Raw genomic sequence first — 11,716 nt, forward strand, 5'->3', positions numbered from 1 at the left:
GTAGTTTTGGTTAGCTAGAGCACCGTAGTGCGGGAGCTTGTGAGCCTGTAATTAGAGACTGTAACTAATTTTGTGTAACTGTCTAGACGTTAATACTCATACTAAGCGTTTGTAATTTTTGTCGTTGTGATAATTTATCCTTATACACTTAATGCTTGGTCACCTCGTTTCTATCTGGTTATTTTGCTACCAAAGGTTACCAGCGGATTTTTTGTGACTCATAAAGTGCGCCTACTGACGGCTTGGCATCGGAGAGAATCGTGGATTATATTGAGAAATACGATAAGTCTTAGTTATACCAATCAGCACAAAAATGTGATCATTCTTACTGGTTAAAATCGCTTATAACGTCGTTAGAAATTTTGAAGGTAGAACAACTAACTCACTGCAATTTCTGCCTTATTCTAAGCAACTTTTCCTGCGCAATCTCTGAACACTTATTTATCCTGATTGGTATTATTGACAAGAAACGATGATTCAGAAAAGATATAAAAAAGGCAGAACGTAAAAGTTCTGCCTTTTTATTATGAAGTGTAAACGTAGGTTATTTCACGGTACTTGGTTTATTCAACCAAGGCGTTCTAGCATCTGTGCCACCATAAAGCTCAAATTTGCGACCCAGTTTTTGACCGCCATCTCGGGTTAATGGTTGCCACGCTAGGCTGCCACGATTTGATACTGGTGTAGGTAAAATCGCATCGAAAGGAACTGAAATATAGAATCCTTTAGTAAAGCTGCCTTCGCCAAATTGATCGGCAGACAAGTTCGTTTTAGATGCAAATGCACCCACGATTACGCCGCTATCGAATTGTTTAGATAAATCGACAGTCACACCACGATCTTCCGCTAAATACTGACCGTAACTGACTTTAAGCAACACATCATCGAACCAGCTTGGTTGATAATAAACACTGGCGTGGCCGGTAAACGTACCGGTTTGAGCTCGATACTCACTCCCAGATTCAGCATCAAAGTTTATTTCTTTATTAAAAAAACCAAATACATTGTCAGGGTCGCGTTGTTTGACGTAGTTTGCGTCAACACCAAAAGCCCATTCGCCGTTCATTGGGCGATAGAGTACTTCACCACCCACACCACCAAACATCATTTCGAGATAGCCCACATAAGCTTGCGCGTAGATATTTTCACTGAGTTTATCGAGCCAGGTTAACTGCAAGTTATCAACACGTACCGGTGTATCAGAAACATACTGTCTTACTAGCGTTCTAACTCGTTTAAGATCGGTACCATCAGGTGGTGTTTGATATTTAAACTGATCGTAGTTATCAAACAGGTTGATGTAGACTGAACTACTAACTTCAATATTCTCAGTCAGCCAGCGACTCGCGCCGCCATTGATGCCAACATTAAATAAGTAAAAGTTTTCCGAACCACCAAAAGATTGAACTATCTTTGGTGCAAAACCATAATTCCACTGGTTAGGCGTGTCCCAATCAGGTGTTTCAGTGGGTAATGTCGGTTCTACAACTGTTGTACTGTCTGTTACTTTTGCATTGATGTAGTTATGTTGTACCGCATTGGTAAACTGTTTTGCATCAATGTGGGTTTCAGTGGTTGGTAAATGCCCCGCAACTTCAATTATTTTGAAGGTTTTTGCTTGTGGGAAATAATTAACTAAAATTCGCCCTGCATGATCGTGAGCATATTTTCTATCACGGTATTTCGTTTGCGTCGCAACAACGGTAACCTCATCATTTTTGATGTAGATTTTGGCGCCTTTGTAGCCTGCATCAAAGGCTAATTGCTTGTTAAGCTCCGGTAAATTGACTTTGCGGTCGGCTAAATCGGGCTTCTTTTCAATCTGTTGCTTTGGGGTGTCGCGCCAGTTTGATTTTAAGGTATTAAAGTTAGTCGCCAGACTAAAACCGAGCGTCCAGGTATTGCCACGCTCATAACTGAGTTTAAAATCGCCCCAATTACTGACACGGTATAGCATCCCATAGTTGATAGGACTGTCTTGTGTTAGTTCATTACCCGTGCGTAATGCAGCAAAATCAGACTTGTAATCATTACCATCATATTCCACTTTTAGACGCAATGGATCCCAGGGTGTTTGATACTCAATACCGGCAAAAATGGCACTACAGCCTTTAAACCAACGTTCAAAGTCAACATTGCCACCTTTACCCTTGTAGCCTGTATTTCGATTGCAATCTACCGATGATTGTTTGTTGGTATCAGTGACATTACCTCGGTTGCCGATATAACCCCAACCGAAGCCTACAGTCGCATCAAAAGGGCCAAAGCCTTTAGTCATAGCAATATATTCGCTATCAAATAAACCGGTACCGCCGATGTCGCGAACGCCGATAGAGGTTTCTGGGAGCCAGTAGCTTTCTTCTAATAAGCGCAGTTTTACATCAATGCCTTTGTCGGTGTAATAGGTATCACCGCTAAATTCAGGATCATTGCTGTAGAGCACATCGGGGACTTGGGTATAGCGAATAGTGGTTTCTAACCAGGGAAATAACTGCAGTGATAATGCACCGTGATAATAATCTTCGTTAAAGGTTCCGCTGACACTAAACTCGCCTTCAGCTGCCATTCTACCCGTCGGCATTTGAATGAGGCCCACGCCACCGAAATCATATTGTGAAGGTGTCAGTTTTGGCGTTGATAATTCATCGCTGTGCGCTGTGGTACTGATAGCTATTCCGCTCACCATGAATGAAATGGCTAAAACAGAAAAGACAGATTGTTTTGCTTGATTCATGGTTAACGTATCCAATGTCTTATAAGTTCAAGAATTTGTTGGTTTAACTCTGGCTCGTTATTCCTAACACCGTCAAAATCAAGATAGATAATCGCCCCAGGTGCAATATCGATATGTTGTTGGTTCCAATAAGCAATAGGATATTTTTCTACTTGCCCATCTGGCTGAATCAGCCAGGCATAGCTATTTTGTGATGCATTTAATGGCATCGCATTCTCAATATATTGAGAAGCATTTTGTCTCACCACGAAGGGTTGTGAGCCATTTTGAGTCACGGCGCCTAAGACCATCACATATTGAGGTTTACCTGGAAGCGTGAGTAAGTATTTTCCCTGTAACAATGGGTTCAGTTCTTCTTTTAATCGAATCACATCATAATCAAGTGGAATAAACTCACGTTGAAGAAATTGGTTATTTGCAATCCATGTCGCTAGTGTTTTTAATGCCTGAATATGATCTGGCTTACCCATATCACTATATTGTGTTTTAAGGGCATTAAGTATCTGTTGTCGCTGTGTTAGCAACGCCGCTTCTGAACTGGCATCGTACAAACCCGCTCCTAGCCAATAAATGGGTAAAGGATTCGATTGTGCAGAAGAAAGCTGCGCATTTGATAAGCTATCTTGAATGACTTGTACTAAGCGTGGTGGGCTAACATATGTTAATGATGCGGTTGAGTTACTGTATACCGATTGAGTAACAGTGACTTCAGTTTCGGCATAACTAAGTGGTAAATTACAAATTAATAGCATTAAAGCTAAAAAGAGTTGAATTAGCGGCTTCATTTCACGTCCTCAAATCCATAAGGCTTAAGAAGGGTCATTTCGATATAAGGTAAGTTCGGGGCAATTTTTTGATAACTTTTGATCACGTTACCCGTCGATTCATCAACCCAAAATTGGTTGTCATATTCGATATCGAGATTAGCGACGACAACATGCTCATTGAATTTTTTAAGCGTTACGGTTTTATCATTGATAGTGAGCGTTTCATCACTAACAAAACTAAAGGTGGAGTGCTGTTGATAATTGATATGATAACCAGGTTGCCAATCTACCGTACTTTTCCATTGCATTGGTGTACTACTTAGATGCAAGCCTAAAGCGACAGGATCAGTTTGTTCGCTGTTAATGTTAAGGCGATTACCAACAAATAAATTTACTGATTTCAATAAACGACCATTACGAGTCACTAACAAACCTTTGTCAGCTGAGAGCCATTTAAGCTCAATATTTTTAGAATCAATGCGGGTTAATGGCAGTGTTTGTGGGGCTTCAGCATATGCAAGTACGATATATGATCTATTTGTGTTATTGATTCTGACGTGGATGCTGGCATAAGGACTTTGTTCTATTTCGGCAACAGTGACATTATCATCAGGGAAACCTACGACGCTTTCTTTAAGCATGCCACCAATCTGTACGAAGGTGTTGCTACAGCCTGTTAAGATGAAGAAGAAAAGCAAAGGGAGTAGACTTTTTTTTTGAAAAATGGAATGCATACGAGCTCAGTTCCTTAAGCTTTGGCTTTATGACAAAAAAAAGAAAATAAAAAAGCACATTAAAAAATGTGCTTTTTTAACAGGCTTACGAATTAGTTTGTTACTGAAGTCGTAGTCGTGCCTGTGCCAGTACCTGTACTAGTTGTAGTTGTACCAGTACCAGTACCAGTACCTGAACCGTCTTCAGAGTTGCTGTCGTTTGCAGCTGTTGTAGCAACTGCCACAATAACTGATCCAGCTACAGCTGCAACACCAGCAGTAACACCACCAATTGCACCACCAGTAGCACCGCCAGTAGCACTACCAGTTGTAGACGTTGTAGTTGTATCAGTAGGTTCTGCTGCATAAGCTGAACCGATCATTAATAAAGCAGTAGTTAACGCGATAGCTGATTTTTTCATATTCAAAGTATTCCCGTAAATTATTCAAACACACCTAAATGGAAGATTAGCATATAATCGATTCACTTCCATATATAATTCGACACAAATGCTTAATAAATATTCAGCTTGATCGAGTTGCTAATTTACACGATTTTCAGTTTTTTTACAAAAACAGTTTAATTAATTATCAATTACACGTGTGTTGGGCTGGCATGAGCTGTTAAAATATCAGCAACCCTAACACCCACATTATGGCGTTGAATGATGCATAGAAGAGCAATTTACCCAGGTACGTTTGATCCCGTGACTAATGGTCATGCAGATTTAATTGAGCGTGCAGCGCGTTTATTTAAGCACGTTATTATTGGTATTGCCTCAAACCCGTCTAAACAACCGCGTTTTACGCTTGAGGAACGCGTTGCTCAGGTCAACCTTGTCACTGCTCATTTAGATAATGTTGAAGTCGTTGGGTTTACTGGGCTTCTGGTTGATTTTGCTAAAGAGCAGCATGCAAGTGTATTAGTGCGTGGATTACGTGCAGTATCTGATTTTGAATACGAATTTCAGTTAGCCAATATGAATCGCCGTTTAAGCCCCGATCTCGAAAGTGTTTTTTTAACCCCAGCAGAAGAGAATTCGTTTATATCGTCTACTTTGGTTAAAGAGGTTGCTCTTCATGGCGGCGATGTGAGCCAATTTGTTCACCCACACGTTGCCGCAGCATTGAAGCAAAAAATCAATGCAACAAAGAAAGGATAACTCGATTGATGTTAAAGGGATTTTACTTGAGTAAGTTAGCGATTTCATTGGGGTTAAGCTCGGCTTTATTATGCTCTGTAGCGCAAGCGGCACCCTGGGTCGATACCAGTGATATTTACTTACGTGCAGATATACAAGCGCTTGCAGATGCCGGGGTAATAACGTCTCCTATTAATACATACCCATTAATGTGGTCTGGTATTGGGGTTGATTTAGCGCGAGCTGAGCCATCGTTATTGAGTAAAGCATTAATTGATGCTTACGCTCGGGTTAATTTTTACTATCAAGCAGCAGTGAATAATCGAGGCAATACGCGTGTCAAAGTAGCTGCGGCAACTGATGCGGCTCGTTTTCAGCATTTTGGTTCTGATTATCGAGAAAAAGGCCAAATACAAGGCTCGCATGAGTATTTGGGCCAAAATCTTGCTTATAAACTATCAGCGTCAGCAAATTACCATCCGAATGACGATAAAGACTTTCGTTTTGACGATAACTATATCGCGGTAATTTTAGGTAATTGGGTGACCACATTTGGTACTGTTGCGCAGTGGTGGGGCCCGGGGTTTGACTCTTCTTTGCACATGTCGACAAATGCAAGGCCAATGTCTTCGTTGATGATAAGTCGTAATAATCCTCAAGCATTTGAAACACCTTTGCTTTCTTGGTTAGGTACCTGGACATTGACCGCTGGGGTCAGTCTCACAGAACAAGAACGCGATGCACCCAATGCGTTACTATGGTCATTTCGCAGTGCGATAAAGCCATTAAAGCAGCTTGAAGTCGGCGTATCGTGGACCGCGATGTTTTGCGGTGAAGGGCAAGAGTGCGATGTGGACAGTGCTTTTGATGCTATTACTGACCCACAAGAATGTAATTCCACTGATTGCAGCAGTAATACCAATCAAATGACAGGTTTTGATGTGCGTTATAGCGATGACTGGTTTGGTATTCCTGTCGGTTTATATGTAGAGCAAACCTGCGAAAATGCTTCAAACGCTTCGAGTATGTCTGATTGCGGACAGATGTTTGGTGTCGACTCGCGATTTAATTTTTCAAAACAGCAATATAAAGTGTTTTTTGAATATTCCGACACTATGGTCAATTGTGATGCGAGATCTGAATATAACTGTTTTTATGAACACTCAACGTACCAAAGTGGTTCACGTTATTATGGCCGTACCTATGGCAGCACCTATGATAGTGATGCACAAACCTATGTTCTTGGTTTAATTGGGCAGTTTGAAAACAGTCATGGTTTTACCTCTATATTGCGATATGCCCAGCTAAATAAAGATGGCACTAATCGTGTTAGTGAATGGGCTCTACAGCCATTAAAAGAAGATTTATTGATGCTTGAGTTGTCTTATCGTATGCCTATGTTTAATGGCATGTTGACCTTGGGTGGCAGCGTAGCTAACTCTGAGTTTGAAGTACAAGATGACGATACGCAGGCGACAGTGTTTTCTACTTTTGAGTATCGATTTTAAATTGAACCTCATCAAATCAGGTTAAATAGCAGAATACATCAGGGAGCCAAATTGGCTCCCTTTATATAGTTAAATAAATTATTTTTAATTGTCGCGTTATCGCTGCTGGCATATACCGCAAAATACCGTGGTACGTTGGCCTAGTTTGATTTCACTCAATAAATTACCGCAATGGGTGCAGGTTTCGCCGCCGCGGCCATAGACATGTAGCTTTTGCGCAAAGTAACCTGGTTTTCCATCAGCGTTAGTAAAGTCTTTTAGGGTGGTGCCACCTTGCTTTATGGCATGGGCTAAAATTTGTTTCACTTCACTGACTAGCACCGTTAATCGTTCGATATCAATGCTGCCCGCTTCGGCTTGAGGGTGAATACCCGCGGCAAACAAGGCTTCGTTGGCATAGATATTCCCAGCGCCCACCACAATGTGATTATCCATTAAGCACTGTTTAATGGCTTTCTTTTTGCCTTTTAATGCGGCTTGTAACTGCTGCGGGGTAAAGTCTGTACTTAATGGTTCTGGGCCCAGTTTTGACAATAATGGGTGGGCTTCTTCGGGTAATTCGTACCATAACCAGGCGCCAAAACGCCTAGGGTCATTAAAACGTAGCATGCGGCCATTATCTAACACTAGGTCAATATGGTCATGTTTTTCAGCAGGCGTGTTACGCGGTAAAATACGCAAACTCCCTGACATGCCTAAGTGGACGATGGTCATGCCTGCATTGGTATCGATTAATAAATATTTAGCACGACGACGAACGTTGTTAATACGTTGGCCGACAATGTTTTGCGCAACATCCGGCACCGGCCAGCGTAGTGAACCATTACGTATAATCAACTCACTGACAGTTTGTTCAATAAGGAACGGGCTGATCCCTTGGCGGGTGACTTCAACTTCTGGTAATTCAGGCATAAAAACTCATTATTTTGATTGAAGCATTTCAGCAAGCACTGGCTGTAAATCAGCGCGTAAGCTTGGTGGTATTTTGTACCAATTTTTATTTGATGACTGCAATAAGCCATCGTCGGGGAAATAACGCCATTGCTGTGCGGTGTGAATATTGCTTATCGCGATAGTCAGCGTTTGTTCATTGGTGCCATGCTCTGGTTGAGCTGTTAATGGCGACACACTAATATTTTGCCACGCTTGGGCCCATTGTTGACAGTTAAGGACCTGCTCATGACACCACCACTTATCTTCTTTTTTACTTAGCCATATGTCATCGAGATGCAGTTGCACTAACGGCAGTTGCGGGTCGAACAGCGCCACAGCGTCATCGGGAAGATTAGCGGTTTTGTCATCAATAAATGATAACACCGCGATCATAAAGACACTGGCACCGATAATAATGTAATTCCAATTTTTTCGAGAAAGCGCCATAAAAGAGTCCTTTTCATTAGATGCAGCGGTATGCTGATTTTTTAGTTTATCACCCACGCGATAAAAAACGAATCTAGCGATGCAAGACTTAAGCGGATTAACCAACATGGTTGGTATAACTATACGAAAGAGGTTGGGATGTAGATTACCCGAGAATGAAGATAGCAATAGCGTGGGCCGAGAGATGGCAGATTAGGTCATCGAGGCAATAATATGAACGTTAAACAATTAAGCGCCTCGACAATCATTGCGCGGATCGTGAATGTCGAGATGCTGTTTTCTTAATTCAAATTATTTAAAATGAATCATATTTAAAGCAAGTCGGCAAAAGGCTGAATAAATACCCTATCACCGGCAGGAATAGTTGCAGTGTCGTCAGCGATGACAATAAGGCAGTTAGCATTCACCATCGAATTCAACATTCCTGAGCCCTGTGCACCAGTGGTACTGACATGTATTTGTCCGTCACTGCCGATACTATAAACGCCACGTAAAAACTCCGTTCTGCCTGTTTTACTGCGTAAAGCGTGGTCTGCAATGGCAGGAATAAACTGAGGTTGCCAATTATTTTCACCGGCTAATTTACGAATAGCGGGTTGGACAAATTGCATAAAAGACACCATCACAGCAACGGGGTTGCCTGGTAAACCAAAAAATAGACTTTGATTGATTTTACCTACCGCGAGCGGGCGACCTGGGCGCATATTGATACGCCAAAAATGGGTGTTGCCAACATTGGCAAGTGCCATTTTGATGTAATCAGCATTGCCTACTGACACACCGCCTGAGCTAATGACAATATCCGCTTTTGTCGCGGCGTCGCGTAATGTGTTGGTTAGGGTTTGTTCGTTATCGTCGATAATCCCAAGGTCAATCACCTGACAACCGAGTTTCTTCGCCATCGACAAAATGGTGTAGCGATTAGCATCAAAAATACAGTTGGGCTTTAGCTCATCACCGGGTTGACTCACTTCATCACCTGTTGAGAACACCGCAATCACGGGCCGCTTAAAAAGAGGCAAACGATTAAAACCCAATGATGCCATTAAGCCCAGTTCTGCAGCGCCTAATCTGCAACCTGCAGATAGTGCCACTTCACCTTGGGCTATGTCTTCACCGGCAAGTCTTACATGCTGGCCTTTGACGATGTATTCAGTCTCAAGTAGGGTGACCTTTTGGCCGTTTTCTTCAGCTAACTCGCGTGCTTGAATGGTGTCGGCACCTTGTGGCACGGTTGCCCCAGTCATAATGCGTACTGCTTCACCAGAATGGAGGAAATTTGGGTAGTTATGCCCAGCAAGCACTTCTGCCACAATCTTAAGTGGCGCAGTCGACACACTGTCAAATGCAAAAGCATAACCGTCCATGGCTGAGTTGGTTTGTTGCGGCACATTAATTTCTGAAATAATGTCGTGAGCAAGAATGCGGTTATCAATATCAATAAGTTCAACCAGTTCTGTTTGGCTAGTCGCTTTCACTTGGCTTAATACTTTACTAATACCTTGCGAGACGCTAATACCATATTCAGACTCTGGTTGGTCTCGTAACGCTTCGGCGTCAAAACAAATGGGTAATTTAACGGGAGGAGCCTGCCAATGTTGTTGGTAGTGCTGAACAAAATCAGCAATTTGCTGCACATTGTTTAAATCTAATCGCGTCAAGGTGTCTGGCACCTGGGTGTCTTCGCAACAAGCGATAGCGACAATATTTTCGTCATGCACATGAATAAATGGTTTATTGTGAGCAGCACGGTGTAATTCAATTTTGGGTAATGCTAATTTTTTAAAGCCTTCGACTAATACAATATCGACTTTGTCAGCTTCAATTTGGCGCAGCAAATGTTGTAGTTGAGGATCGTCCTCGACAGGATCTTCAGTCATTAATGCCCAGCGCACATGAGAAGCGACCAATACTTGTTTGGCACCCGCTTTTCGCATCTCAAAGCTGTCTTTACCAGGAATATCAACATCAAAATTATGATGTGCATGTTTGATAACGGCTAAACGAATACCGCGTTGATTGAGTTCAGGAATAAGCTGGGTTAACAGGGTTGTTTTACCGGTGCCGCTGTATGCACAAAACCCTAAAACGGGAATAGGTAATGGGTTACTAAAGACTACTGTCATCGTGGACCTCTTAATAAATTACTTGGCAATTTGCTGGGCGAGTTGCTGTTTTTGTTCTGGTGTATTGACGTTAACAAAAGCATTGGGCTGATCGGCAAAGCTCTCTACTGCCACTTGATGTTGGCGATACCAAAAATCAATTTTACGCTCACCGGCATCCAAAAACGCCTGCATAGACTCGGCTAAATAGGGTTTAAGCAAGAGCACGACCGGCTGTTCACGTTCACCATCGCTCGCAACAGCAATATCGGCATTTTGCTTGATAAGAGCGGCTAATAATCGCGATGCTAAATCGTCTGGTAACATCGGGCAATCACAAGGCACCACCAACAAATACTCTGCTTGAGTTTGTTTTAACGCCGTGACCATGCCAGCTAATGGACCTAGGTAGCCGCTGTCTTGATCACTAAAAACGCGATAACCCCATTGTTCATATTGAGTTTGGTTGCGGTTGGCATTAATCATAATGCGATCAACCTGATTGCTGAGCTTGTCAATGGTATGGCAAATCATTGCTTGGCCGTTAAGATCGACTAAGCCTTTATCGTTACCGCCCATTCGTCTTGCCATGCCGCCCGCTAAAATTACTGCGTCAATTTGTGGTGCCATAATGTAATTCCGTTGTATTAGTCTGATGCACTGTCTCTGCTGTAGGAACATGCATGCTGGTATGAATGGTACGTTGCTTAATATGCCAATGCTGTTGGCATAGGGCTGTGAGGCCGCAAGTTTGGTGGCTACTGATTAACAGGCCTGTGCCGTCTTGTTTTAATTGATTTATCATCGCCAGCACTAAACGTTGCGAATGTTTATCCATATTCGAAATAGGTTCATCGAGCATGAGTAGTTTGGGTTGGGTAATCCACGCTCTGGCAATCGCAAGTCGTTGGCGTTCACCGCCAGATAAATCACTCGCATGGTGAGTTAATAAGTCGTTCAGTTGAGCCATATTAATGGCTTGCTTAATTCTGCTGCTACGCTCGCTTGGCGTTAATTTCAACTGATTTAGTGCATAAGTTAAATTGTATTTTACTGACCCGTCAAACAAATAAGGGTGTTGATGTAAATACACCGCTTTGCCTAATAAGCTGTCTGCCTGCCACCAGGGTTTAGGCGTAAAGCCATGGCCCAAAACCACACCCTCGGTTGGCTTAATCAAGCCCGCAAGAATTTTCATTAGGGTTGATTTTCCAGAGCCATTATCGCCCTGCAAATAGATCACATCGCCTTGTTTAAAATTCAGTTCATCCACGCTAAACAAGGTGTTTTTTTGAAACTTCATCAGCACATTCTGAGCATGGATCTGTACCGGGTTGCTGGTGGATAAGCTATTTAATAAGGCCATC

11 protein-coding genes are annotated in these 11,716 nt (G+C 42.3%); 2 read left to right on the forward strand and 9 right to left on the reverse strand.

Translation table 11 applies throughout. The features are described from left to right. Nucleotides 1-544: 544 nt before the first annotated feature. The 4 genes from ACROAE_RS12740 to ACROAE_RS12755 form a co-directional block, all read right to left on the reverse strand. Nucleotides 545-2,734, reverse strand: a complete 2,190-nt coding sequence (locus ACROAE_RS12740; RefSeq protein ID WP_432402289.1) for a YjbH domain-containing protein — start codon at nucleotides 2,732-2,734, stop codon at nucleotides 545-547. Nucleotides 2,735-2,736: 2 nt separating this feature from the next. Further along, entirely contained in the window at nucleotides 2,737-3,519 is a 783-nt protein-coding gene (locus ACROAE_RS12745) for a capsule biosynthesis GfcC family protein (protein WP_432402291.1), read from the reverse strand. Beyond that, on the reverse strand, nucleotides 3,516-4,235 hold the full coding sequence (locus ACROAE_RS12750; protein WP_432402293.1) for a YjbF family lipoprotein: 720 nt from the start codon (nucleotides 4,233-4,235) through the stop codon (nucleotides 3,516-3,518). The genes ACROAE_RS12745 and ACROAE_RS12750 overlap by 4 nt, the downstream gene beginning before the upstream one ends. Nucleotides 4,236-4,327: 92 nt before the next feature. Then, entirely contained in the window at nucleotides 4,328-4,636 is a 309-nt protein-coding gene (locus tag ACROAE_RS12755) for a hypothetical protein (RefSeq protein WP_432402295.1), read from the reverse strand. Between the two features lie 246 nt (nucleotides 4,637-4,882). Here ACROAE_RS12755 and coaD point away from each other — a divergent pair, with 246 nt between their 5' ends. Both coaD and ACROAE_RS12765 read left to right on the forward strand, forming a co-directional pair. After that, complete coding sequence (coaD, locus tag ACROAE_RS12760) at nucleotides 4,883-5,377, forward strand: pantetheine-phosphate adenylyltransferase (protein WP_432402413.1); 495 nt, start codon at nucleotides 4,883-4,885, stop codon at nucleotides 5,375-5,377. A gap of 8 nt (nucleotides 5,378-5,385) precedes the next feature. Then, nucleotides 5,386-6,864: a capsule assembly Wzi family protein gene (locus ACROAE_RS12765; protein WP_432402297.1), complete on the forward strand. Its 1,479-nt coding sequence runs from the start codon at nucleotides 5,386-5,388 to the stop codon at nucleotides 6,862-6,864. Nucleotides 6,865-6,960: 96 nt separating this feature from the next. Here the strand turns inward: ACROAE_RS12765 and mutM are convergent, their stop codons facing one another. The 5 genes from mutM to ACROAE_RS12790 all read right to left on the reverse strand — a co-directional run bounded on the left by mutM (nucleotide 6,961) and on the right by ACROAE_RS12790 (nucleotide 11,715). Then, nucleotides 6,961-7,776 (reverse strand): bifunctional DNA-formamidopyrimidine glycosylase/DNA-(apurinic or apyrimidinic site) lyase, encoded by an 816-nt coding sequence (gene mutM / locus ACROAE_RS12770; protein WP_432402299.1) that lies wholly within the window; start codon nucleotides 7,774-7,776, stop codon nucleotides 6,961-6,963. 9 nt (nucleotides 7,777-7,785) lie between these two features. Continuing rightward, a complete protein-coding gene (locus ACROAE_RS12775) occupies nucleotides 7,786-8,244 on the reverse strand; it encodes a hypothetical protein (RefSeq protein ID WP_432402301.1) in 459 nt (152 codons plus the stop codon). A 311-nt stretch (nucleotides 8,245-8,555) separates the two neighbouring features. Beyond that, the gene (locus ACROAE_RS12780) at nucleotides 8,556-10,370 is read right to left on the reverse strand and encodes a bifunctional molybdopterin-guanine dinucleotide biosynthesis adaptor protein MobB/molybdopterin molybdotransferase MoeA (protein WP_432402303.1); all 1,815 of its coding nucleotides are present in this window, start codon (nucleotides 10,368-10,370) and stop codon (nucleotides 8,556-8,558) included. Between the two features lie 18 nt (nucleotides 10,371-10,388). Continuing rightward, on the reverse strand, nucleotides 10,389-10,979 hold the full coding sequence (gene mobA, locus ACROAE_RS12785) for a molybdenum cofactor guanylyltransferase MobA (RefSeq protein WP_432402305.1): 591 nt from the start codon (nucleotides 10,977-10,979) through the stop codon (nucleotides 10,389-10,391). Then, nucleotides 10,963-11,715 (reverse strand): energy-coupling factor ABC transporter ATP-binding protein, encoded by a 753-nt coding sequence (locus ACROAE_RS12790; protein ID WP_432402307.1) that lies wholly within the window; start codon nucleotides 11,713-11,715, stop codon nucleotides 10,963-10,965. The genes mobA and ACROAE_RS12790 overlap by 17 nt, the downstream gene beginning before the upstream one ends. Nucleotide 11,716: the final 1 nt, after the last annotated feature.

The sequence above is a fragment of the Shewanella sp. MF05960 genome (assembly GCF_050849305.1).
Taxonomy (GTDB): domain Bacteria; phylum Pseudomonadota; class Gammaproteobacteria; order Enterobacterales; family Shewanellaceae; genus Shewanella.